We start from the raw sequence: 21,081 nt of genomic DNA, 5'->3' as shown, positions 1-21,081 counted from the left end.
GATGCCGGTGTCGATGGACGCGCTCGCCGACGACCTCGCGGCCGAGTCCGCCGAGCTGCGGGCCGTGCTGGCGGCGCTGACCGAGGACCAGTGGCGCGCGGAGACCCCCGCGGAGGGCTGGACGATCGCCGACCAGGTCTCGCACCTCGCCTACTTCGACGACGTCGCGCTGCGCTCGGCCACCGACCCCGACGCGTTCGCCGCGGAGAAGGCCGCGATGGACGCCGAGGGCGGGGTCAGCCCGGACACGTTCGTCGAGCGGTTCCGGTCGCTGTCCGGAGCGGAGATGCTCGCGTGGTTCGACGAGGCGCGGGCGCGCCTGATCACCGCGTTCCGGGAGCTGGACCCGAAGACGCGGGTGCCGTGGTTCGGGCCCGCCATGAGCGCCGCGTCCTCGTTGACGGCCCGGATCATGGAGACCTGGGCGCACGCACAGGACGTCTACGACACGGTCGACGTCACCCACGCGCCCTCGGACCGGATCCGGCACGTGGCCCACATCGGCGTCGGCGCCCGGCCGTTCAGCTACGCCGCGCACGGGCTGGAGATGCCCGACGTCCCGATCCGGGTCGAGCTCACCGCGCCCGACGGGTCGACGTGGACGTGGGGACCGGAGGACGCGCCCGACCGCATCAGCGGGCCGGCCGAGGACTTCGCCCTGCTGATCACCCAGCGGCGGCACCGGGACGACCTGGCCCTGACCGTCGAAGGCCCGGCCGCCACCGAGTGGGCCCGCATCGGGCAGGCGTTCGCGGGCGAGGCCGGCACGGGGAGGAAGCCACGATGAGCACCCCCACCACCCCGCGTGAGGGGAACCCTCGTGCCACCAGAGCGCTCGAATCCTCCCCTCACAGCGGACGACCGGTGCGGATCGGCAACATCTCCGGCTTCTACGGCGACCGCCTGAACGCCGCCCGGGAGATGCTCGACGGTGGGCCCGTCGACGTGCTCTGCGGGGACTACCTCGCCGAGCTGACGATGCTCATCCTCGCGAAGGCCCAGGCCAAGGACCCCGACGCCGGGTACGCGAAGACGTTCCTGACCCAGATGCGCGACGTGCTCGCCGACTGCGTCGCGCGCGGGATCAAGGTCGTCTCCAACGCGGGCGGCCTCAACCCGGCCGGGCTGGCGGCGGCGATCGAGGACCTCGGCACGGGCGCGCGCGTCGCGTACGTGGAGGGTGACGACCTGCGGGGATCGCTGGAGGCGATCGAACCCGCCGTCGTCGGGAAGCCCGTCTCCGCCAACGCCTACCTGGGCGGCTGGGGCATCGCGGAGGCGCTGGAGGCGGGAGCCGACGTCGTCGTGACCGGGCGGGTCACGGACGCGTCGCTCGTCGTCGGGCCGGCGGCGTGGTGGCACGGCTGGTCGCGCGAGGACCTCGACGCGCTGGCCGGTGCCGTCGTCGCCGGGCACGTCATCGAGTGCGGCCCCCAGGCGACCGGTGGCAACTACTCGTTCCTCGCCGAGGTCACCGACCGCCGCTACCCGGGGTTCCCGATCGCCGAGGTCGACGCGGACGGCTCGTCGGTGATCACGAAGCACCCCGGGACGGGCGGGCTGGTGTCGGTCGGCACCGTCACCGCGCAGCTGCTCTACGAGATCGCCGCGCCCGCCTACCTCGGTCCGGACTGCACCACGCACTTCGACACGATCACGCTCACGCAGGACGACGAGCACCGCGTGCGGATCTCCGGGGTGCGCGGGTCGGCGCCGCCGCCGACGTTGAAGGTCGCCCTCAACGACGCCGGCGGCTACCGGAACGCGATGACGTTGGTACTGACCGGGCTGGACATCGAGGCCAAGGCGGCGTTCGCCGAGCAACTGCTGTTCGAGGTGCTCGGCGGCCGCGACCGGTTCGCGGAGGTCGACGTCCGGCTGCTCCGCTTCGACCACCCCGACGCCGCGTCGAACGCCGAGGCCACCGCCCACCTGCGCGTCACGGTGAAGGACCCCGACCCGCGCGTCGTCGGGCGGTCCTTCTCCAACGCGACGATGGAGCTCGCGCTCGGTGGCTACGCCGGGTTCCACACGACGACCCCGCCGAGCGCCGAGTCGGCCTTCGGCGTCTACCGCCCGGCCGCCGTGCCGCGCTCCGCCGTCACGCACACCGTCGTGCTGCCGGACGGGGAGCGGCGGGTCGTGGCGGATCCGCCCACCTCCGATGGCAGGAAAGCGTCGTTGCTGTCAGCCGGTGACAGCAACGACGCTTTCCTGCCACAGGAGGAGGGCCCGACCCACCGCGTCCCCCTCGGCACCGTCGTCGGCGCCCGGTCGGGCGACAAGGGCGGCGATGCGAACATCGGGGTCTGGGCCCGCGCGGACGCCGCGCACGCGTGGCTGCAGGGTTTCCTGACGGCGGACCGGGTCCGGGAGCTGCTCGGGCCGGAGGTCGCCGACCTGGCGATCGAGGTCCACCCCCTGCCGAACCTGCGGGCGGTCAACGTCGTGGTGCACGGCATCCTCGGCGACGGCGTCGCGTCGTCCACCCGTCCCGACCCGCAGGCGAAGGGTCTCGGCGAGTACCTGCGCAGCCGGCTCGTCGACGTCCCGGAGGCCCTGCTCGGGACGTGAGGGGAGGATTCGAGCGCTCTTGTGGCCCGAGGGTTCCCCTCACGCTTGACGGTGGGAGGGGCTCGGGTAGTCGCACGCCATGTCGCTTCCCGATCGCGTCCCCCGCGTCACGCTCACCGACGGCGGCCCGATGCTGGTCGAGGGCCCGGTCGAGCTGGAGACCCCCGACGGCGAGATCGTGCGCTCCGACCGGCCGGTGGTCGCCGTGTGCACCTGCCGGCGCAGCAAGCGCTTCCCGTTCTGCGACACCAGCCACCGGCGCAAGGTCCGTCAGACCAGGGTGCGCAACGAGGACGACCCGGAGTCCCAGGACCGCATGAGGTGATCGCCGAGGCGGTCCTCGAGCAGCGTCAGCGCGCGCATCCCGAAGACGACGTCGGGCGCCAGCTCCGGCGAGCGCGCCACGAGGTCGGCCAGCAGGCCGCGCCGGACGAGCTGCTCGTGGACCGCGTCCGCCTCGACGTGCTCGGCGTAGAAGGCGGTGGCCGCCTCGGAGGTGCCGAGCCGCTGCATCGCCTTCACCAGGCGGGCCGACCCCGGCGAGGACGTCACCTCGATCAGCGCGAACTGCCCGACCGACGCCCCGCGCCAGCGGCGGTGCAGCCCGCAGAACGACATCAGGTTGACCGGCGCGAGCGCCTCGGCGGGCACCGCGTCGAGGTAGCCGTGGTAGCGGGGGTCGAGGCCGAGCTCGCCCATCATGTCGGCGAAGACCTTCGCGTGGACGTGCTCGGCGCGGCCGCCACCGAACTCGTCGTGCTCGACGGTCACCAGCGACGCCTTGGCCTGCCCGTCGATCCGCGGGATCACCCAGGCCTGCGGGTCGGCCTCCTTGAGGTGGTAGATCGAGCGGTGCACGACGTACTCGCGCAGCTGCCAGAGCTGACCGTCCCGGGCGAGGCGCCACGAGGGGCCGTCGCCGTCGGCCTGCTCGACGAGCAGCGCCTCGACCTCGGCGTCCACGTCGTCGCCGGCGGGCACCTCGGCCTGCAGCGCGGCGAGGAACGTCCGCTCCAGCGACCGGCGCAGCCGCAGCAGCTCGGGCTCCCACTCGAGCTCGGGGTCGACGTCGGCGAACCCGTGGTAGTGCAGCTCGTAGAGGACGTAGAGCGCGAGCTGCAGGTCCTCGCCGTAGGGGTCGAGGCCCGGGTCCGACGGCAGGTCCTCCGCGGAGCGGCGGCCGGCGAGGACCTCGAGGACGGCGGACGAGACGGGGCCGCGGGACGACGGCAGGGCGTCGGCGCGGGCCACCGGAGTGGTCAGGACGTCGGTCACGGGTCTCCTCGACGACGAGTGCGGGGGATCGAGCGCTCCGGCTACCCGAAGGCGGGCCTGGTGCACGCGGCGTGTGCATCACAGCGAAGAGGACGATCAGCGCGCGTAATCAGCGGGTAACACGGACCCACCTCCGTCCCCGCCGGTTGAGTACGCAGCTGCGCTCCGGGGACGCCCGGCCACCGGTCTCCCCCGGTCGGCCCCCGCGTCCGCGCCCTCCCTCCGTGACCGCCGAGGAGCATGCGTATGTCGATCTCCGTGCCGACCCCGCGCACCACCACCGCCCCCGAGCCGCTCGTCCCCGACGTCATCGTCCCGCTGCCCGCCGCCGACGGGTCGCGCCCGCACCTGCCGGTGCTGCGCGGCCCGGGCGTCTACCCGGCCCAGCGCGACACCTGGCTGCTCGCCGACGTGCTGGCGCGCGAGCTGCTCGCCGCGTCGCCCACCCGACGGCGGGTGCTCGAGCTCTGCGCCGGGGCTGGGGCGTTGTCGCTGGTCGCGGCGGGTGTGCCCGGGACCGACGTCACGGCCGTCGACGTGTCGCGGCGCGCACTGGTCAGTGCCTGGGCCAACGCGCGGCGGCTGGGCCGTCGGGTCCGGCTGCACCGCGGCGACCTCACCGCACCCGTCGTCGGGAAGCGGTACGACCTCGTCGTCTCGAACCCGCCGTACGTCCCCGCGGCCGACGCCTCGCTGCCGACCCGCGGCGCCATGCGCGCGTTCGACGGCGGGCCCGACGGGCGCACCGTGATCGACCGCGTCATCGACTCCGCGCCGCGCGTCCTCGCGCCCGGCGGCTGCCTGCTGCTGGTGCACTCGGCGATCAACGGGGTCGGGACGACGCTGGAGAAGCTGGCCGCGCACGGCCTCGACGCCGACGTCGCCGCCCGCTGCGAGCACCCGTTCGGGCCGGTGTTCACCGCCCGCGCCGCGTGGTTGGAGCAGCGCGGGCTGATCGAGCCGGGTCAGCGCACGGAGGAGCTCGTCGTCGTGCGGGCCCGCCGCCCGCTCGTGGCGGCGGCTCGCGGGAGCGTGGAGGACACGACCGATCTCGTCCGGGTGAGCGGACCCGTTCCCGCCGTCCAGGAGCGTTAACGTCGGCCCGTGCTGCGCTGGCTCCGGGACGTCCTGATCATCGCCGTCCTGGCCGGGTCCCTGACCTCGTTCGTCCTGCACGAGGCCGCCGTCGGCGCCGTCCTCGCGGTGCTCGGCGGCGTGATGGTGAGCCTGGCGTCCCGAGGCCACAAGTACATGACCTTCGGCGGGCTCGTCCGCTAGCCGCACGGGCGTAGGGTGTCGCCTGCTTGCGCCTAGGGTTCCGCCCGACGCCCGCCTCCCTGACCCACAACCAGGGCGACCCGGGGTCTGGACCGAGCGGCGCCACGGCCCACGGCCGACACCTGACGGGAGAGAAACCCCGAGGGCTCCAGTTCGACGTGCCCGCACCCGGTGTGCGGGCCGACGCCCCAGGAGCCGCCGGTGTCCGCCGCCGTCATCACCATCACCCTGCTCGCCGCCGTCCTGCACGCCACGTGGAACGCGATCGCACACGGGGTCGCCGACCGCCTCGTCGGCTTCGCCCTGATCGGGCTGTCCTACGTCGTCGTCGGCGGTGGCGCGGCGCTCGTCCTCGGCCCACCGCCCGCCCACGCCTGGCCGTCCGTGCTCGCCTCGGCCGCCATGCACGTGGGCTACACGCTGCTGCTGTGGGCGAGCTACCAGCTCGGCGAGTTCAGCCAGGTCTACCCCGTCGCCCGCGGGACGGCGCCGTGGATCGTCGCGCTCTACGAGGTGCTGTTCGGCGGCGGACTGCCCTGGTGGCAGCTGCTCGGCGTCGCCGTCATCTCCCTCGGGCTGCTGTCCCTGGCGCTCGACGGCGGGCGGCTGACCCGGGCCGCGCTGCCCGGCCTCGGGGCCGCCGTCGCGACCGGGCTCTTCATCGCCGGCTACACGCTGGTCGACGCGGGTGCGGTCGCCACGACCCCGGTCCCGGTCTACGCGGCGTGGATGTTCCTCGTGCAGGGGCCGGTGATGCCGGTGCTCGCCGTGGTCCGGCGAGGTCGCGGGCTGCTGCGGGTCCCGTGGTCCTCGCTCACGGTCGGGTTCGTCGGCGGCCTGGTGTCGCTGGCGGCGTACGGGCTCGTGCTGGTGGCACAGACCAGCGGCGCGACGGCGGCCGTGGCGGCGCTGCGCGAGACCTCGATCGTCATCGGAGCGGTGATCGGCACGCTCTTCCTCGGCGAGCGGTTCGGGTGGCGGCGCACGGTCGCGGCCGCCGTCGTCGTGGTCGGGATCGTGCTGGTGGATCTGTAGGCCGGGTCGGGCACCCCGCGCCGGTGGAACGCTTCGACGGCTGGATCGGTGGACTGGGCACGACGGCCGGGCTGCGCTACGTCATCGGGCACTGGCCCTCGTCGCCGCTCGGGACCTTCACCGACGTCATGGTCGAACGCCCCGACGGGCACCGGCTGCTGCTCGCCCCGTCGGCGGCGGTCGCGGAGTTCGTCGCCGCGACCTACACGTTCGACGAGGTCCGGTACGTCCCGGTCGACCTGCGTTCGCTCGGCCCGGACTTCTTCCTGACGGCGGGTCCGCTCACGTCCCGCTTCACGCTCGGCGGCCGGTCCGCGCTCGGGGTACTGCTGCGCAGCGTGCCGTGGCGCCTCGCGACCGCCCCGTGGTGGATCGCGACGATCGACGCGGTCGCCCGGCGCGTGCTGCCGGGCGTGCGGACGGTGGGCAGCGCGGGCGGAGGGCGCACCGAGTACTACGGCGCGCAGGACCTCCGGCGGATCGTCTCCGCCACCACGACGTTCGACGGGGTCGACCAGGGCCCGCTGCGGCCGGTGTCGCCGGCGGTGCGGTTCGGCTTCGGGTCGACCCCGACCGCACCGTCCTGGGTGCGGATCACGACGCTCGTGGCGGGGACGGGGATTCCGGTGGAACCGATCGCGGCCGGCGGCAGTCCGAGCGGGTAGAGGGGCCGTGATCGACACGGCCCTCGTGCCGTGGAGGTCAGCCGTGTTCCGTTCGTGCGTCGTCGCCGTGCTCGCCCTGGTCGCCGTGCTCGTGGCCGCTCCCTCGGCGCTCGCCGAGCCGCCCGCGATCTGCGGGCCGTCCACCCCCGAGGACCAGGTGGTGCGGGTGTTCGCGCGCGGGGAGGAGACCTCGGCGCTGCTCTGCGGGAGCCGCTACTACGGGTTCCGCCGCATCGACTGGAGCACCGTGTCCCTCGACGCGATCGCCCGGACGCTCGCCGACCCGACGGCGTCGGTCCACGACGAGCGCAGCGAGACCTGGACGCTGACCGGGCCGGTGGTCGTCGTGATCACGGCCGCGCACGGCGAGATCGTCACCGCCCGGGCGGCGTGATGGACGTCGTCGAGGAGGTCGGGCTGTGGTGGCCCGCGGCGGACCCCGAGCGGCTCCGGGGCGCGGCCGCCGCGTGGGACCGGGCGGCCGCCGACCTCGACCGGGCGCTCGAGGTCGGGCGCTCGGGAGCGGCGCAGGCGCGCAGTTCCTGGTCGGGCGAGGCCGCCGACCGGTTCACCGCGGCGTGGGCCGCGCACGAGGCGGCGCTACGGGCGGACGCGGCCGGCGCGCGGGCGCTCGGGACCGCCCTGACCCGCTTCGCCGAGGCGGTCGAGGACGCGCGACGTCGGGTCACGGAGCTGGCCGTGACGGCGGGCGCGACGATCGTCGCCGGGGTGGGGCTCGCCTGGCTGACGTTCGGGACGTCGGCCGCGGCGGCCGGGGCCGTGAGCGCCGGGCTCGTGGCCGCCGCGGCCGCGATCGGGGTCGAGCTCTCGGCGACGGCGGCCGCGATCCTCGGCGCTGTGCTGGTCGGGGCCGTGTTCGGGGCGGTCGAGGCGGCGGTGGTCGACCTCGCCGTCGCCCAACCCCTGCGCGTCGAGGCGTTCGGGCGCGGCGGGTACTCGCTCGACGAGGCCGCTGGCGCCGCCGTCACGGGTGGCGCGTTCGGGGGCGTGCTCGGCGGGATCGCCCGTGGGGTGGGCGGCGGCGCCGTGCGCACGGTCCAGGACGACCTGGGTGCCCTCGACGGCCGCATCTCGGCCGCGCTCGACCCGGCCTCCCGGGGTGCGCTCGGTCCGCTGTTCCGCCCGGGGGTGCACGAGTCGCCGGGGGCGGCGTTCCCACCGGAGCAGGCGCACACCGCGCAGCTGCTCGGGTCGGAGGGCCGCAGCGTGCACGCGCGCACCGACGGGGCCGCCCTCGTGCGGATCGGGGCGGGCGATCGGGGCAGTGTCACCCGGTTGACGGTGCCGGAGGTGTCGTCGGCGTCCGCGGTGGAGGCGGCGGTGCTGGAGGGCAGCGGCCGGCTCGCCCGGCAGGGCGGGGGCGACCTCGTCGTCGACGGCCGCATGATCGCGCTCGACGTCGACGAGGCCGGGAAGGGCCTGCTCGCCGCCGTGCTCCGGGCGAAGGCCGAGGGGCTGGAGCTGCCGTCCTCGATCCGGTTCGTGTTCGACGAGGGGAGCATCTTCTGGCCGTGACGCGCACCTTCCGTGGCAGGAAAGCGTCGTTGCTGTCATCCAGTGGCAGGAAAGGCCACTTCGTCGAAATGGGCCCCCCGGCCGGGGCAGGCTTCCTACGCTCGGCGTCGTGACTGGCGCATTCGGCACCCGGCCCGAGGACCTCGACGCGGCCGCGACGCGGTTCGACGAGGCCGGCCAGATCGCGGCGGACGCGGCCGCGACGCTGCGCTCGACCCTCGGGCAGCTCGGGGACGTCGCGGGTGACGACGAGCAGGGCCGCACGTTCGCGGCGCGGTACGACCCGAAGGCCGCCGAGGGCATCGACGCGATCGCCCGGGAGGCGGCCGGGCTGTCGTCGTTGGGCGGAGCCCTGCGGGGTACGGCGGCGGCCTACCGCGAGGGCGACGCCGGGGCGCTCGGTCCCGCGGGCTGACCGGTCTCCGTCACGCTTCGGACTCGAGACCGACGACGCTCGCAGCCGGGTGCTCCGATTCCCGCCCGACCATCCGAGTCGCCGCGACCCGGATGAACGACCACGCTTCGGGCCGGAGACGCGCGGGCCGGCCGGCATCAGCAGCATCCGCGTGCCGTCAGCGGGCGAGCAGCTCCCGGGCGAGCGCCCGCGCCTCGGCGAGCAACGGGGAGGGAGGGCCGGACCGGGTCGCGAGGACGACGGGCGTCGGCGGGATGTCGGTGATCGGGACGGCCACGAGGTCGTCGCGGAACCCGGTGCTCGCCGGGCTCCGCGGCAGCACCACCAGCGCCTCGCCGCCCGCCACCAGCTCGTACTTGCTCGCGAACGCCTCGACGAACGGGCCGTCCGGCGCGCGCGAGCCGTCGGGGCGTGGGTCGACCCGCCACCAGGCGTCCACCGTCGGGTCGCCGTACCGGGCGAGCGGCTCGTCGGCGAAGTCGGCCAGCTCCACCGAGGGGCGGTCCGCCAGCCGGTGGTCGACGGGCACGACGAGCGCCCGGGGCTCGTCGTACAGCCGGTCGAGACACAGCCCGTCCTCGGGCAGCGGGAGCCGCGCGATCACGGCGTCGACACGTCCGGTGAGCAGGGCGTCCGGGACGGGGCCGGTCACCGCGACGGTCCGGAGGTCGGCGTCCGGGCGCCGCCGCCGCAGCTCCCGGACGACGGGCGTGATCACGAGGTTGCCCGTGTGCCCGACGACGAGCCGGTCCGGTTCCGTCGTCGCGCGCGCCTCGGCGACGGCCCGCTCGGCCGCCCGCAGCAGCTCCTCGGCGTGGGAGAGCAGGACCTTCCCCGCCGCGGTCAGCGCGCTCCCCCGGGCCGAGCGGTCGAGCAGGCGGGCCCCGACCTGCGCCTCCAGCCGCTGCATCTGCCGGGACAGCGACGGCTGCGCCACCCGCAGCTCCACCGCCGCACGGCCGACGTTGCCGCGCCGCGCCACCACCGTGAAGTACTGCAGCAGCCGCAGGTCCAGCTCGGTCATACCGCCACGGTATGCCCCTCAGGCCGAACAGGTCTTGGACGCCGTCGTCACCCGGTTCCTAGCGTCGGAGCCATGCGAGCACTGCAGTACGACGGCCTCGGCGAGGCGGAGAAGGTCCTGGCCCTGCACGACGTCGACGAGCCGCACCCGGGTGCGGGGCAGGTCCGGGTGCGCGTCGCGGCGTGCGGGCTCAATCCCGCCGACTGGGCCCTGTGCGAGGGCCTCGTCGGGGCCGAAGGGCTGCCGCGCGGGATCGGGCTGGAGGTGTCCGGCACCGTCGACGAGGTCGGCGAGAGCGTTCCCGACGACGAGCTCGGTCGGCTCGTGCTCGGCCCCGTCCCCTTCGACACCGCGTCGGCCGGCGCGGCGGAGCTCGCGGTCCTGACGACGTGGACCGCGGTCCCCGACGGGCTGGACCTCCCCCACGCGGCGGCCCTGCCGATGGCGGCCGAGACGGCGACGCGGTGCGTGGACCTGCTCGGGATCGCGCCGGGCGAGTCGCTGCTGGTCCACGGCGCGGGCTCGGTGATCGGACGGATGGCCGCCCAGCTGGCCCTGCACCGTGGAGTGCGGGTGATCGCCACGGCCGGACCGCGGAACGCCGACTCGTTGCGGGCCTCGGGGGCGCAGGTGACGGGCTACGGCGAGGGCATGGTCGAGCGGGTGCGGGACCTCGCGGGCGGACCGGTGGACCGCGCGTTCGACAGCGCGCCCGTCGCCTGGACCCCACCGGAGGCGCCCCCGGAGCCCGACGGCGTGCTGCCCGCCCTCGTGGCGATCACCGGCGACCCCGACCGCGTGCTCACGGTCGCGCGGCCCGCGGAGGCCGCGACGCTCGGCGTCCGGAACAGCGGAGGTGCGCTGCGCAACGACGCGCTCCCGGAGGTGGCCGCGCTTGCGGCACGTGGCGTCGTCGACGTGCCGATCGCCGGGACCTACCCGCTGGCGGAGTTCGCCGACGCGGTCCGGCGCAGCCGCTCCATGCAGGCCGGCGGGAAGCTGCTGCTGGCCCCCTGAGCTGCACGAGCGGCACGCTCGCAGCATCTACGTGCGCGAGAGTGCCGTTCGCTCACCGGGTGGGGAGGCGGTCGAGGAACGCCAGCAGGTGCTCAGTCACGGCGTCCGCGTGCCGGGCCGGGAGCCAGTGGCCCGCGCCCGGCAGCGTCACGCAGTCGAAGCCGCCGGTGACGTACGGGGCGGACCCGGCCATCTGCGCCTCGGTCAGCGCGACGTCCTCCGCCCCGATCAGGCCGAGCACCGGACACGTGATCGGCGGCAGATCCACCGGGTGCTCGTCGGCGAAGGTCCGCGGGTCGACGTTGGCGCGGTACCAGGACAGGCCCGCGGAGAGGGCGCCCGGACGGGCGAGGTCGTCGATCTGGGTGCGGACCAGCTCGTCGTCCTCGGTGCCGGGGTGGGCCCAGCGGCGGAGGAAGGCCCAGTCGTCCGCGGGCAGCACCGTCTCGGCCACACCGGGGTGGAGGAACCAGAGCATGTACCAGGACAGGCCGCGCTGCGGGAGGCCCGCAGCGCGGAAGGCGTTGGGGTGTCCGACCGACAGCGCCACGTACCCGCGCACCACGTCCGAGGACATCGCGAGCGCCCAGCCGACGGCCGCGCCGTAGTCGTGGCCGACCACGACGATCTCGTCCACCCCGCGCTCGCGCAGCAGGGCCACCACGTCGGCCACGGAGTGGCGGATGCGGTAGGCCGCGACGTCGTCGGGACGGTCGCTGTCGCCGAACCCGCGCAGGTCGGGCGCGAGCACGCGGTACCCGGCGTCGACGAGGCGCTCGATCTGCGCGCGCCAGAGCGTCGCCCGGTCGGGGAAGCCGTGCAGGAGCAGCACCGCCGGGCCGGACCCGACGTCGTACACGGACAGCGTGACGTCCGGGAGCGCGATGCGGAGCGGGTCGGGCAGCGTCATCAGGCTCCCGTCAGGGCGATCGCGACCCCGTCGGCGAGCAGCCGACCGTGCCGGGTGAGCACCGCCTGCCCGCGGGCCCAGGACCCGTCGTCGAGCAGGCCGTCGCGGACCGCCTGCTCGGCGGCCGTGCGGCCGTCGTCGTCGAGAACCCGCTCCGGGAGGCCCTCGACCGTGCGCAGCGCGAGGAGGACCTGCTCGACGTGCCGGTCGGCCGGGGTGAGCAGCTCGCGCGCCTCGGCGGGCGACTCCCCCGCGGCCAGCTGCTTGGAGTAGCGGGCGGGGTGGCGGACGTTCCACCAGCGGACGCCGCCGACGTGGGAGTGCGCGCCCGGGCCGGCGCCCCACCAGTCGCCGCCGGACCAGTAGCCGAGGTTGTGCCGGCAGCGTCCTTCGAGGCTGCGCGCCCAGTTCGACACCTCGTACCAACCGAACCCGTGCGCGGCGAGGACGTCGTCGACGATCTCGTAGCGGTCGGCGAGGACGTCGTCGTCGGGCATCGGGAGCTCGCCGCGGGCGACCCGGCGGGCCAGGGCGGTGCCGTCCTCGACGATGAGCGAGTAGGCCGAGACGTGGTCGGCGCCGGAGGCGAGGACGGCGTCGAGCGAGCGGCGGAGGTCGTCGTCGGTCTCGGTGGGCGTGCCGTAGATGAGGTCGAGGTTGACGTGGCGCAGACCCGCGTCGAGCGCGGTGCGGGCGACCGAGACCGCCGCGCCCGGGGTGTGGCGACGGTCGAGCACGGCGAGGACGTGGTCGACGTCGGACTGCATCCCGAGCGAGAGCCGCGTGTACCCGGCGTCGGCGATCGCGGCGAGCAGCGCGGGGTCGGTCGACTCGGGGTTGGCCTCGGTGGTCACCTCGGCGCCGGGCGCGAGGCCGAACGTCGACCGGATCGCGTCGAGGACGGCTGTGAGCCCCTCCGCCCCGAGCAGCGACGGCGTGCCGCCGCCGAGGAAGACCGTGTCGGCGGGCGGGGGCGAGCCGAGCACGCGGGTGGCGAGGTCGAGTTCCCGACGGAGGCCCTCGAGCCAGCTGGCGGGCGAGGCGGGGTCGTCCGTGCTGGTCAGGCCCAGGTCGGAGGCGGTGTAGGTGTTGAAGTCGCAGTACCCGCAGCGGGTCGCGCAGAAGGGCACGTGGACGTAGACGCCGAACGGGCGCGTCCCCAGCCCGGTGAGCGCGTCGGGCGGGAGCGAGCCGTCGGCCGGGGCGGGTTCACCGCCGGGGGGCACGGAGGGCACGCCGTCCATTGTGCGCGTGCCGACGATGTGGCCTTCCTGCCACTGGGTGCAAGCAACGACGCTTTCCTGCCACGAGGGGGACCCCACAGCGGCCGCCGGTGGAATCACGCGCAACGACGTGGCACGCTCGTCCCCGTGCGTGCACTGGACCCGATGCTCGTCGGTCGACGTCATGTCGACCTCGCGCGTGTCTCCAGCGCACTCTGCCCGGCGTGCTGAGGCACCGCCGCTGACGCCCTCGACGGGCACCCCACCACCACGATCGTCAGCAGGCGCGCGCGACCCGCCGTCGGGAACACGCGCGCCTGCGTCTGTGAGGACGCACCACCGATGACCAGCGCCCCGTCCAGCGAAGGTGCCACGACTCCCGAGCAGTCGTACGCCGAGACGACCTCCGTCGGCATGCGTGGTGACGTCGAGGACAAGCCGGTCACGCCGGCTCCCAAGCGCGCCCGCAAGGGCAAGGCCGAGGGCCAGTGGAAGCTGGGCTACCGCGAGCCGCTGAACAAGAACGAGCAGTCCAAGAAGGACGACAACCCGCTGAACGTGCGGGCGCGGATCGAGAACATCTACGCCCACCGCGGCTTCGACTCGATCGACCCGGCCGACCTGCGCGGGCGCTTCCGCTGGATGGGCCTCTACACCCAGCGCGCCGAGGGCTTCCCCGGGACCGACACCGGTCACGTGGAGGAGGAGGAGCTCGACGCCTCGTACTTCATGCTGCGCGTCCGGGTCGACGGCGGGGCGCTGACCACCGAGCAGCTGCGCGTCATCGGCGAGATCTCCCAGACCTTCGCGCGGGACACCGCCGACGTCACCGACCGCGAGAACATCCAGCTGCACTGGATCCGCGTCGAGGACGTCCCGGAGATCTGGCGCCGCCTCGAGGGCGTGGGGCTCACGACGACGGAGGCCTGCGGTGACTGCCCGCGCGTGGTCCTCGGCTCCCCCGTCGCCGGGATCAGCGCCGACGAGATCATCGACGGCACGCCGGCGATCACCGAGATCGTCGCGCGGTACATCGGCGACCGCTCGTTGTCGAACCTGCCCCGCAAGTTCAAGACGGCGATCTCGGGCCAGCAGGACGTGGCGCACGAGGTCAACGACGTCAGCTTCGTCGGGGTCGACCACCCCGAGCACGGCCCGGGCTTCGACCTGCACGTCGGCGGCGGGCTCTCGACCAACCCGAAGCTCGCGGTGCGGCTGGGCGCCTGGGTGCCGCTGGAGGAGGTCCCGGACGTCTGGCACGCCGTCGTCCAGGTCTTCCGCGACTACGGCTACCGGCGGCTGCGCACCCGCGCCCGCATCAAGTTCCTCATCGCCGACTGGGGCGCCGAGAAGTTCCGGCAGGTCATGGAGGACGAGTACCTGCACCGGAAGCTGATCGACGGCCCGGCCCCCGAGGCGATCGCCGGCACGATCGACCACGTCGGCGTGCACGACCAGACCGACGGCCGCAAGTACGTCGGCGTCGCGCCGCCCGCCGGCCGCACCTCCGGCTCCACGCTGGTCGGCGTCGCGAAGGCCGCCGAGGACGTCGGATCGACCCGCGTCCGGCTCACGCCGTACCAGAAGATCCTGGTCCTGGACGTGCCGTCCGAGCAGGTCGAGACCCTGACGACGGCGCTGGACCACCTCGGGCTGCCCGCGCGGCCGAGCGTCTTCCGCCGCTCGACGATGGCCTGCACCGGGCTCGAGTTCTGCAAGCTCGCGTTCGTCGACACGAAGAACCGGGCGGGTGACCTCGTCACCGAGCTCGAGCAGCTGTGCGCGGACGTCGCCGGGGAGCTCGAGACCCCGATCTCGATCCATCTCAACGGCTGCCCGAACTCGTGCGCGCGGATCCAGGTCGCCGACATCGGACTCAAGGGCCAGATCGTCAACGACGCGGACGGCAACCCCGCCGCGGGCTTCCAGGTGCACCTCGGGGGCGGGCTGGGCCTCGACTCCGGTTTCGGGCGCAAGCTGCGCGGCCACAAGGTCCTCTCCGCCGACCTCGGGCCGTACGTGGAGCGGCTGGTCCGGGCGTTCGTCTCCGAGCGCCACGACGGCGAGCGCTTCGCCCAGTGGGCGCTCCGGGCGGAAGAAGGCCGACTCCAGTGAGGTTGGCGATCCAGTACTGCCCCTACTGCGGCGAGCAGGACCTGCGCCCCCGGGAGACCCCCGAGAACGCCTGGGAGTGCGCCGACTGCCGCAGCACCTTCGTCGTCACGGGAGTGGCCGCATGACCAGCATCGAGGACCGGACCCGGGCCGACGCCCTGGCCGCCGGTGAGCACTTCGCCGCGCTGGAGGGCACGACCGACCACGTCGAGCTCACCCGGCAGATCCTGGCGTGGGCCGCCGAGACCTACGGCGACCGGCTGATCGTCGCGTCGAACATGCAGGACGCGGTGCTGGTGAAGCTCGGCGCCGAGGCGCGCCCCGGCGTCGACGTGCTGTTCCTCGAGACCGGCTACCACTTCGCCGAGACCCTCGGGACCCGCGACGCGGTCGCCCACGTCTACGGGGTGAACATCGTCGAGGCGCACCCGCAGCGGACGGTCGCCGAGCAGGACGCCGAGTTCGGGAAGAACCTCTTCGCGACCGACCCGGGCGCCTGCTGCGAGATGCGCAAGGTCGTGCCGCTCAAGGAGACCCTCGCGCGCTACGACGCCTGGGTGACCGGCGTGCGTCGCGTCGAGGCCCCGACCCGCGCGAACACCCCGCTGGTCACGTGGGACGAGCGGCACGGGCTGGCGAAGGTCAACCCGATCGCGCACTGGTCCGACGAGCAGATGGACGCCTACATCGCCGAGCACGCGGTGCTGGTCAACCCGTTGGTCGGCGAGGGCTACCCGTCGATCGGCTGTCAGCCCTGCACGGCCAAGCCGGCGCCCGGCGCCGACCCGCGCAGCGGCCGCTGGGCGGGCTTCACCAAGACCGAATGCGGGTTGCACGGATGAGCGTCGACATCACGCCGCTGTCCGCGGCCACCGACCAGCTCGACGTCCTCGAGTCCGAGGCGATCCACGTCATGCGTGAGGTCGCCGGCGAGTTCGACCGCCCCGTGATCCTCTTCTCCGGCGGCAAGGACTCGATGCTGCTGGTTCACCTCGCGCACAAGGCGTTCTGGCCGGCGCCCATCCCGTTCCCGGTGCTGCACGTCGACACCGGGCACAACTTCGACGAGGTCATCGCCTTCCGCGACGCCGTCGTCGAGCGGTACGGGCTGACCCTCGAAGTGGCCAGCGTCCAGGACTACATCGACGACGGGCGTCTGTCCGAGCGCGCCGACGGCACCCGCAACCCGCTGCAGACCACGCCGCTGCTCGACGCGATCGCCGACCACCGCCACGACGCGGTGTTCGGCGGCGGTCGCCGCGACGAGGAGCGGGCCCGGGCGAAGGAGCGCATCTTCTCGCTGCGCACCGCCTTCGGCGCGTGGGAGCCGAGTCGCCAGCGGCCGGAGCTGTGGAACCTCTACAACGGGCGCCACAAGCCGGGCGAGCACGTGCGCGTGTTCCCGCTGTCGAACTGGACCGAGCTCGACGTCTGGCGCTACATCCAGCGCGAGGAGATCGACCTGCCGACGATCTACTACGCGCACACCCGCGACGTGTTCGCCCGCGACGGGATGTGGCTGACGTCGGGTCCGTGGGGCGGTCCGCGCGACGGCGAAGAGGTCATCACGAAGACCGTCCGCTACCGGACCGTCGGCGACGGCTCCTGCACCGGAGCGGTCGAGTCGGCGGCCACGACGCTCGACGAGGTGCTCGCCGAGGTCCGCGAGTCGCGGCTGACCGAGCGCGGCGCCACGCGCGCCGACGACCGGCTCTCCGAGGCGGCCATGGAAGATCGCAAGAAGGAAGGCTACTTCTGATGGCGGGACACGCAGCGGAGCGGAGCTGGACCCGATGACCGATCTCCTGCGGCTCGCGACGGCGGGCTCGGTCGACGACGGCAAGTCCACGCTCGTCGGTCGGCTGCTCTACGACACCAAGTCGGTGCTGGCCGACCAGCTCGAGGCCGTGGAGCGGGCGTCGAAGAGCGCCGACGGCGAGCCCGACCTGTCGCTGCTGGTCGACGGCCTGCGCTCGGAGCGGGAGCAGGGCATCACGATCGACGTGGCGTACCGCTACTTCGCGACGCCGACGCGGTCCTTCGTGCTGGCCGACACCCCCGGCCACGTGCAGTACACCCGCAACACCGTGACCGGCGCGTCCACCGCGCAGCTCGCGGTGCTGCTGGTCGACGCGCGGCACGGCGTGGTCGAGCAGACCCGTCGCCACGCCGCCGTCATGGCGCTGCTGCGGGTGCCGCGCCTGGTGCTCGCCGTCAACAAGATCGACCTCGTGGACTACGACGAGGCGACCTACCTGACGATCGCCAAGGAGTTCCGCGACCACACCACGGCCCTGGGCTACAGCGAGGACGCCGTCGTGACGATCCCGGTGTCGGCCAAGAAGGGCGACAACGTGGTGCTGGAGTCCGAGCGGACTCCCTGGTACGACGGCCCGACGCTGCTCGACCACCTCGAGTCGGTCCCGGTCGACGGCCCGGACGACACCGCGCCGTTCCGCTTCCCCGTGCAGACCGTGATCCGGCCGCGCTCGGCCGAGTACCCGGACTATCGCGGCTACGCTGGCCTCGTCGCGGCGGGCTCGGTGTCGGTCGGCGACTCCGTGGTGGTGCTGCCGGACGGGCAGCGGACCACCGTCGAGGGCATCGACCGGTACACGTCGTCGCTCTCCTCCGCGTCGGCCGGCGACAGTGTCGTGCTGCGCCTCGCGGACGACCTCGGCATCGCCCGCGGTGCCGTGCTCGTGGCCACGTCGTCGGCGCCGGAGCCGGTCACGGAGTTCACCGCGACGTTGGCGTGGCTGCACGAGAAGCCGCTCACGCCCGGGCGTCGCCTGCTGGTCAAGCACGGGACGCACACGGTGCAGGCCATGATCACCGCCGTCGAGGACCGCCTGGACATCCAGACCCTGGCCCTCGACGCCGACCCGGGCACGCTCGAGATCAACGACATCGGCCACGTCGCCATCACGGTCGCCGAGCCGCTGCCGCTCGACGACTACGACACGGTCGCGGCCACGGGCTCGTTCCTGGTCATCGACCCGCAGGCGGGCGACACGCTCGCGGCCGGGCTCGTCGGGCGGCCGTTGGTGACGACGCCGGTGGACGCGTAGTCCTCCTGTCGTTGAGTGAAGGGCCCTTTCGGTCGGATAGATCGACCGAAGGGGCCCTTCGCTCGTGTCGGGGCCGCCCGGCTCCACGCGCGAGGCCTACACCAGGCACGGCGGGACGCCTGGCGCGATGCCTCAGGTCACACTCGCGAACGCACAACCGACCCGCCGTCGGGAACGAGCGAAGGGCCCCTTCGGCCGATCTACTCGACGGGGAGGGCCCTTCGCTCAACGCGGAGAGGCGGTCACTGCACCTCGTTCAGCTTCCCCGTCGCCACGTCGATCACGAAGCCGCGCACCGAGTCCTTGTTCTTGATGAACGGGCTGTCGGTGATCCGCTTGATCGAGTCGCGGACGTCCTGCTCGGCGTCGGGGAAGGCGTTCGCGGTCCACGACGGGCGCTCCCCCGTCTCCTTCTCGAGGATGTCGGCGAACTGCTCGTCGGTGAAGGTCACCATCCCGCAGTCGGTGTGGTGGATGAGGATGATCTCCTCGGTCCCGAGCAGGTGCTGCGAGATCGCGAGCGAGCGGACGGTGTCGTCGGCGACGATCCCGCCGGCGTTGCGGATGACGTGCGAGTCGCCCTCCTTCAGCCCCAGCGCGCCGTAGGGGTTCACGCGGGCGTCCATGCAGGCGACGACGGCCGTCCTGCGGGCAGGCGGCAGCGGCAGCTCGCCGGGGAAGTTCGCGACGTAGGTCTCGTTGTTCTTCAGGTAGTCGTCGGTGACCGACACGGCAGGGTTCCTCTCGGAGGGGTTCGACCAGGGGACGGCACGGACCGGCCGCGGAGGCACGCGGGGAGCGGAGGCGCGCTCACGCGGCCCGGCGACACCACTGGTCGAACTCCTGGACGCGGCGGCTCGGCCAGAAGGCCGTGAGCCCGAAGGCCCGGAGTCCACCTGCGCACATGCGCATCATTCGATCGCACCTGCGGCGAACGGCGCAAGAACGCACGTGACCCGGACCGCCCGCGGTTGAGATTCGACGGTCCGCCTCCTAGCGTCCGCGACCATGTCCGGCCAGGAGCTCACCTCGCGCGAGCACATCGACCTGGTCCGCACCGCGTCCGCGCTCTGTCGCTAGCACGCGCCTCCCCCACGCCGCCCGTCGCGGGCGTCGTCGAGTGACGTCCCCACCCGCTCGCGTCTGGAGTCCTGCCGTGTCCGATGCCTTCCACCCCGACCTCCCCGACCGTCCCCCGCACACCCGCGTGCACCTGGTCCGCTCGTCCGAGCTCACCGGTGACACCGCCCAGTCCGGCGGGATGCGTCGCCTCGAGGCGATCAGCGGCAAGTCGGTGGGCTCCTCCACGCTGTGGACCGGCGAGACCCACGTCGCGCCCGACACGGCGTCGTCCGACCACCACCACGGCGAGTCCGAGACCTCGATCTACGTCGTCTCCGGCCGCCCGCGGTTCGTCTTCCACGACGGGACCGGCGAGGTCGTCCTGCAGACCGAGCCCGGCGACTACGTCTACGTGCCGCCGTGGGTGCCCCACCGCGAGGAGAACCTCGACCCGGACACGCCGGCCGTCGTCGTGATCTCGCGGACGACGCAGGAGGCCATCGTGGTCAACCTGCCCGCGCTGACCCCGCTCGACGGCTCGTGACCGCCACCGTCGAGCGACCCACGACACCACGCCGGGTCGCCCTCGCGAGCGCGGTCGGCACCGCCATCGAGTGGTACGACTTCTACCTCTACGCGACGGCCACGGCGCTCGTGTTCAACACGCTGTTCTTCCCGTCGGTCAGCCCGACGGCGGGCACGCTCGCCGCCTTCGCGACCTACGCGGCGGGCTTCGGCGCCCGGCCGATCGGCGCGATCGTCGCCAGGCACCTGGGCGACCGGGTCGGGCGCAAGAGCGTGCTGGTCGGCGCGCTCGTCGCCATGGGCGGGGCCACGACCCTGATCGGGCTCCTGCCCGGGTACGCGAGCATCGGCGCCCTGGCCCCGACGTTGCTCGTCGTGCTCCGGCTCGTGCAGGGCTTCGCGGTCGGCGCGGAGTGGGGCGGCGCCGCCGTCCTGTCCACCGAGCACGCCCCGCCCGAGCGACGCGGCTGGTACGGCAGCTTCACCCAGATCGGCTCGCCCGCCGGGATGCTGCTCGCGACGGGCTCGCTGTTCCTGGTGCAGGCACTCACGTCCGACGAGGCCTTCCTCTCCTGGGGCTGGCGCATCCCCTTCCTGGCGAGCGCCCTCCTCGTGGCGGTCGGCCTCGTGATCCGGCTGCGGCTGGAGGACGCCCCGGAGTTCGTCGCCCTGCGCGAGGAGCGCCGGGTCGCCCGCCTGCCGATCGTCGAGGTGCTGCGCACCGCGCCGCGGGAGGTGCTCCTGACGACGGGTCTGCGGCTCTCCCAGATCGGGCTCTACACCCTGATCACCACGTACGGCCTGACGTACGTGACGCAGAAGCTGGGGCGCTCGTCGTCGGCCGGGCTCACCGCCGTCGTCGTGGTGTCGGCGATCGGGCTCGCGACGACGCCGCTGTGGGCGATCCTGTCCGACCGGATCGGGCGGCGACGTCCGTACCTGCTCGGCTCGATCGGCGGCACGGCCGCGCTGGCCCTGTTCTTCCTCGCCGTCGACACCGGGTCGACCGTGCTGATCGTGCTCGCGGCGGTGCTGGCGATCAACGTCGTGCACGACTCGATGTACGGCCCGCAGGCCGCCTGGTTCGCCGAGATGTTCGACGTCCGCGTGCGCTACAGCGGCGCCTCGCTCGGCTACCAGATCGGCTCGGTGCTCTCCGGCGGGTTCGCCCCGCTCGTGGCGGCCTCGCTGCTCATCGCGGGCGACGGGCGACCGTGGTGGATCGTGCTCGCCTACGCCGGACTCGCGGTCCTGACGACGGCCGCGGCGCTGCTGGCACCCGACCCGACCCGTCGTCGGGAAGGATCGGTCACCGCGTGAGGGGAACCCCCGTGCCGATAGAGCGACCATTTCCTCC

General features: G+C 73.8%; 25 protein-coding genes. 20 read left to right on the top strand and 5 right to left on the bottom strand.

What is annotated here, in order from left to right; all coding sequences use genetic code 11:
* The first annotated feature begins 1 nt into the window (after nt 1).
* The 3 genes from QSK00_RS04580 to QSK00_RS04570 all read left to right on the top strand — a co-directional run bounded on the left by QSK00_RS04580 (nt 2) and on the right by QSK00_RS04570 (nt 2,899).
* Nucleotides 2-787 carry a TIGR03084 family metal-binding protein gene (locus QSK00_RS04580; protein WP_285588059.1) on the top strand — a complete coding sequence of 262 codons (786 nt, stop codon included), beginning with the start codon at nt 2-4 and terminating at the stop codon, nt 785-787.
* Nucleotides 784-2,574: an acyclic terpene utilization AtuA family protein gene (locus tag QSK00_RS04575; protein ID WP_285588058.1), complete on the top strand. Its 1,791-nt coding sequence runs from the start codon at nt 784-786 to the stop codon at nt 2,572-2,574. Before QSK00_RS04580 ends, QSK00_RS04575 begins: the two co-directional genes overlap by 4 nt.
* Before the next feature lie 79 nt (nt 2,575-2,653).
* On the top strand, nt 2,654-2,899 hold the full coding sequence (locus QSK00_RS04570; protein WP_285588057.1) for a CDGSH iron-sulfur domain-containing protein: 246 nt from the start codon (nt 2,654-2,656) through the stop codon (nt 2,897-2,899).
* On the opposite strand, the gene QSK00_RS04565 is transcribed toward QSK00_RS04570, so the two are convergent.
* Entirely contained in the window at nt 2,845-3,849 is a 1,005-nt protein-coding gene (locus QSK00_RS04565) for an iron-containing redox enzyme family protein (RefSeq protein ID WP_285588056.1), read from the bottom strand. The genes QSK00_RS04570 and QSK00_RS04565 overlap by 55 nt on opposite strands.
* A 246-nt stretch (nt 3,850-4,095) precedes the next feature.
* Here QSK00_RS04565 and QSK00_RS04560 point away from each other — a divergent pair, with 246 nt between their 5' ends.
* The 7 genes from QSK00_RS04560 to QSK00_RS04530 all read left to right on the top strand — a co-directional run bounded on the left by QSK00_RS04560 (nt 4,096) and on the right by QSK00_RS04530 (nt 8,778).
* The gene (locus QSK00_RS04560) at nt 4,096-4,944 is read left to right on the top strand and encodes a HemK2/MTQ2 family protein methyltransferase (RefSeq protein WP_285588055.1); all 849 of its coding nucleotides are present in this window, start codon (nt 4,096-4,098) and stop codon (nt 4,942-4,944) included.
* Nucleotides 4,945-4,953: 9 nt separating this feature from the next.
* Complete coding sequence (locus QSK00_RS04555) at nt 4,954-5,127, top strand: hypothetical protein (protein ID WP_285588054.1); 174 nt, start codon at nt 4,954-4,956, stop codon at nt 5,125-5,127.
* A 201-nt stretch (nt 5,128-5,328) separates the two neighbouring features.
* Nucleotides 5,329-6,162 (top strand): EamA family transporter, encoded by an 834-nt coding sequence (locus tag QSK00_RS04550; RefSeq protein WP_285588053.1) that lies wholly within the window; start codon nt 5,329-5,331, stop codon nt 6,160-6,162.
* A 23-nt stretch (nt 6,163-6,185) separates the two neighbouring features.
* A complete protein-coding gene (locus QSK00_RS04545) occupies nt 6,186-6,827 on the top strand; it encodes a hypothetical protein (RefSeq protein WP_285588052.1) in 642 nt (213 codons plus the stop codon).
* Nucleotides 6,828-6,870: 43 nt separating this feature from the next.
* Nucleotides 6,871-7,221 (top strand): hypothetical protein, encoded by a 351-nt coding sequence (locus QSK00_RS04540; RefSeq protein WP_285588050.1) that lies wholly within the window; start codon nt 6,871-6,873, stop codon nt 7,219-7,221.
* Nucleotides 7,221-8,363, top strand: coding sequence for a WXG100-like domain-containing protein (locus tag QSK00_RS04535; RefSeq protein ID WP_285588048.1), 1,143 nt, complete (start codon nt 7,221-7,223; stop codon nt 8,361-8,363). The genes QSK00_RS04540 and QSK00_RS04535 overlap by 1 nt, the downstream gene beginning before the upstream one ends.
* 109 nt (nt 8,364-8,472) lie before the next feature.
* The gene (locus QSK00_RS04530; protein ID WP_285588046.1) at nt 8,473-8,778 is read left to right on the top strand and encodes a hypothetical protein; all 306 of its coding nucleotides are present in this window, start codon (nt 8,473-8,475) and stop codon (nt 8,776-8,778) included.
* 157 nt (nt 8,779-8,935) lie between these two features.
* On the opposite strand, the gene QSK00_RS04525 is transcribed toward QSK00_RS04530, so the two are convergent.
* Entirely contained in the window at nt 8,936-9,802 is an 867-nt protein-coding gene (locus tag QSK00_RS04525; protein ID WP_285588044.1) for a LysR family transcriptional regulator, read from the bottom strand.
* 72 nt (nt 9,803-9,874) lie between these two features.
* Here QSK00_RS04525 and QSK00_RS04520 point away from each other — a divergent pair, with 72 nt between their 5' ends.
* Nucleotides 9,875-10,819: an NADP-dependent oxidoreductase gene (locus tag QSK00_RS04520; RefSeq protein WP_285588042.1), complete on the top strand. Its 945-nt coding sequence runs from the start codon at nt 9,875-9,877 to the stop codon at nt 10,817-10,819.
* A gap of 52 nt (nt 10,820-10,871) precedes the next feature.
* Here the strand turns inward: QSK00_RS04520 and QSK00_RS04515 are convergent, their stop codons facing one another.
* Nucleotides 10,872-11,729 (bottom strand): alpha/beta fold hydrolase, encoded by an 858-nt coding sequence (locus QSK00_RS04515; protein ID WP_285588040.1) that lies wholly within the window; start codon nt 11,727-11,729, stop codon nt 10,872-10,874.
* The gene (gene hemW / locus QSK00_RS04510) at nt 11,729-12,973 is read right to left on the bottom strand and encodes a radical SAM family heme chaperone HemW (RefSeq protein WP_285588038.1); all 1,245 of its coding nucleotides are present in this window, start codon (nt 12,971-12,973) and stop codon (nt 11,729-11,731) included. Before hemW ends, QSK00_RS04515 begins: the two co-directional genes overlap by 1 nt.
* Here hemW and QSK00_RS30385 point away from each other — a divergent pair.
* From QSK00_RS30385 to QSK00_RS04485, 6 genes are all read left to right on the top strand, one after another.
* The gene (locus QSK00_RS30385; RefSeq protein ID WP_352231086.1) at nt 12,860-13,183 is read left to right on the top strand and encodes a putative leader peptide; all 324 of its coding nucleotides are present in this window, start codon (nt 12,860-12,862) and stop codon (nt 13,181-13,183) included. The genes hemW and QSK00_RS30385 overlap by 114 nt on opposite strands.
* A 183-nt stretch (nt 13,184-13,366) precedes the next feature.
* Nucleotides 13,367-15,067, top strand: coding sequence for a nitrite/sulfite reductase (locus QSK00_RS04505; RefSeq protein WP_285589492.1), 1,701 nt, complete (start codon nt 13,367-13,369; stop codon nt 15,065-15,067).
* The gene (locus QSK00_RS04500; protein ID WP_218890044.1) at nt 15,064-15,192 is read left to right on the top strand and encodes an Insertion element protein; all 129 of its coding nucleotides are present in this window, start codon (nt 15,064-15,066) and stop codon (nt 15,190-15,192) included. The genes QSK00_RS04505 and QSK00_RS04500 overlap by 4 nt, the downstream gene beginning before the upstream one ends.
* Nucleotides 15,189-15,908, top strand: a complete 720-nt coding sequence (locus QSK00_RS04495) for a phosphoadenylyl-sulfate reductase (protein WP_285588033.1) — start codon at nt 15,189-15,191, stop codon at nt 15,906-15,908. The genes QSK00_RS04500 and QSK00_RS04495 overlap by 4 nt, the downstream gene beginning before the upstream one ends.
* The gene (cysD, locus tag QSK00_RS04490; protein ID WP_285588032.1) at nt 15,905-16,825 is read left to right on the top strand and encodes a sulfate adenylyltransferase subunit CysD; all 921 of its coding nucleotides are present in this window, start codon (nt 15,905-15,907) and stop codon (nt 16,823-16,825) included. The genes QSK00_RS04495 and cysD overlap by 4 nt, the downstream gene beginning before the upstream one ends.
* A gap of 34 nt (nt 16,826-16,859) precedes the next feature.
* Entirely contained in the window at nt 16,860-18,137 is a 1,278-nt protein-coding gene (locus tag QSK00_RS04485) for a sulfate adenylyltransferase subunit 1 (RefSeq protein ID WP_285588029.1), read from the top strand.
* A gap of 242 nt (nt 18,138-18,379) precedes the next feature.
* On the opposite strand, the gene QSK00_RS04480 is transcribed toward QSK00_RS04485, so the two are convergent.
* Nucleotides 18,380-18,868: a beta-class carbonic anhydrase gene (locus tag QSK00_RS04480; protein WP_285588027.1), complete on the bottom strand. Its 489-nt coding sequence runs from the start codon at nt 18,866-18,868 to the stop codon at nt 18,380-18,382.
* 277 nt (nt 18,869-19,145) lie between these two features.
* Here QSK00_RS04480 and QSK00_RS30380 point away from each other — a divergent pair, with 277 nt between their 5' ends.
* From QSK00_RS30380 to QSK00_RS04470, 3 genes are all read left to right on the top strand, one after another.
* The gene (locus QSK00_RS30380; protein ID WP_352231105.1) at nt 19,146-19,217 is read left to right on the top strand and encodes a putative leader peptide; all 72 of its coding nucleotides are present in this window, start codon (nt 19,146-19,148) and stop codon (nt 19,215-19,217) included.
* Nucleotides 19,218-19,293: 76 nt separating this feature from the next.
* A complete protein-coding gene (locus QSK00_RS04475) occupies nt 19,294-19,743 on the top strand; it encodes a cupin domain-containing protein (protein ID WP_285588026.1) in 450 nt (149 codons plus the stop codon).
* Nucleotides 19,740-21,044, top strand: a complete 1,305-nt coding sequence (locus QSK00_RS04470) for an MFS transporter (RefSeq protein WP_285588024.1) — start codon at nt 19,740-19,742, stop codon at nt 21,042-21,044. Before QSK00_RS04475 ends, QSK00_RS04470 begins: the two co-directional genes overlap by 4 nt.
* The last annotated feature ends 37 nt before the right edge of the window (nt 21,045-21,081 follow it).

Source organism: Actinomycetospora sp. NBRC 106378, from assembly GCF_030269685.1.
Taxonomy (GTDB): domain Bacteria; phylum Actinomycetota; class Actinomycetes; order Mycobacteriales; family Pseudonocardiaceae; genus Actinomycetospora.
The sequence above is the reverse complement of the archived record's forward strand: the minus strand, read 5'-3'. Positions and strand labels throughout refer to the sequence as shown.

Bases quoted from the DNA above. Each gene is read 5' to 3' on its own strand.
- QSK00_RS04580 (WP_285588059.1), top strand. From the start codon at position 2: ATGCCGGTGTCGATGGACGCGCTCGCCGACGACCTCGCGGCCGAGTCC.
- QSK00_RS04575 (WP_285588058.1), top strand. From the start codon at position 784: ATGAGCACCCCCACCACCCCGCGTGAGGGGAACCCTCGTGCCACCAGA.
- QSK00_RS04570 (WP_285588057.1), top strand. From the start codon at position 2,654: ATGTCGCTTCCCGATCGCGTCCCCCGCGTCACGCTCACCGACGGCGGC.
- QSK00_RS04560 (WP_285588055.1), top strand. From the start codon at position 4,096: ATGTCGATCTCCGTGCCGACCCCGCGCACCACCACCGCCCCCGAGCCG.
- QSK00_RS04535 (WP_285588048.1), top strand. From the start codon at position 7,221: ATGGACGTCGTCGAGGAGGTCGGGCTGTGGTGGCCCGCGGCGGACCCC.
- QSK00_RS04525 (WP_285588044.1), bottom strand. From the start codon at position 9,802: ATGACCGAGCTGGACCTGCGGCTGCTGCAGTACTTCACGGTGGTGGCG.
- QSK00_RS04520 (WP_285588042.1), top strand. From the start codon at position 9,875: ATGCGAGCACTGCAGTACGACGGCCTCGGCGAGGCGGAGAAGGTCCTG.
- QSK00_RS04515 (WP_285588040.1), bottom strand. From the start codon at position 11,729: ATGACGCTGCCCGACCCGCTCCGCATCGCGCTCCCGGACGTCACGCTG.
- hemW (WP_285588038.1), bottom strand. From the start codon at position 12,973: ATGGACGGCGTGCCCTCCGTGCCCCCCGGCGGTGAACCCGCCCCGGCC.
- QSK00_RS04505 (WP_285589492.1), top strand. From the start codon at position 13,367: ATGCGTGGTGACGTCGAGGACAAGCCGGTCACGCCGGCTCCCAAGCGC.
- QSK00_RS04495 (WP_285588033.1), top strand. From the start codon at position 15,189: ATGACCAGCATCGAGGACCGGACCCGGGCCGACGCCCTGGCCGCCGGT.
- cysD (WP_285588032.1), top strand. From the start codon at position 15,905: ATGAGCGTCGACATCACGCCGCTGTCCGCGGCCACCGACCAGCTCGAC.
- QSK00_RS04485 (WP_285588029.1), top strand. From the start codon at position 16,860: ATGACCGATCTCCTGCGGCTCGCGACGGCGGGCTCGGTCGACGACGGC.